Origin of the sequence: Rahnella sp. PAMC25617 (assembly GCF_050606005.1) — a bacterium.
Classification (GTDB): domain Bacteria; phylum Pseudomonadota; class Gammaproteobacteria; order Enterobacterales; family Enterobacteriaceae; genus Rahnella; species Rahnella variigena.
Window position 1 is genome coordinate 1 of sequence record NZ_JBOCUM010000066.1, and the last position, 247, is coordinate 247.

Sequence of the window (247 nt, forward strand, 5' to 3'; positions counted from 1 at the left end):
GATATGAAGCGTGAGATGGAAGCCCTTCGCAGCAGTGTAAGCGAATTACAGCAACATGGCAAGGTGCCTTCTATGCAAGCTCACAATACCCAGTCGGCTGATACAACCCCTAGTCTTGGTCATGATACTAACGTCCCTAGTCTGCCTACTGAACCACCCAGCCATGAACCTTCCAATCATAAGCCACCTAGTCATTTAGTTGAGCCAACAAATGATAGCACCGCGCTTTTACTAGACAAGCCATCTG

At 48.2% G+C, this 247-nt stretch carries 1 protein-coding gene; it reads left to right on the forward strand.

Annotation, left to right across the window (positions count from 1 at the left end; genetic code table 11):
- Window positions 1–15: 15 nt before the first annotated feature.
- Window positions 16–247, forward strand: a 232-nt coding sequence (locus ACM615_RS23950) for a hypothetical protein (protein WP_431012635.1), incomplete at its 3' end; no start/stop codon positions are given.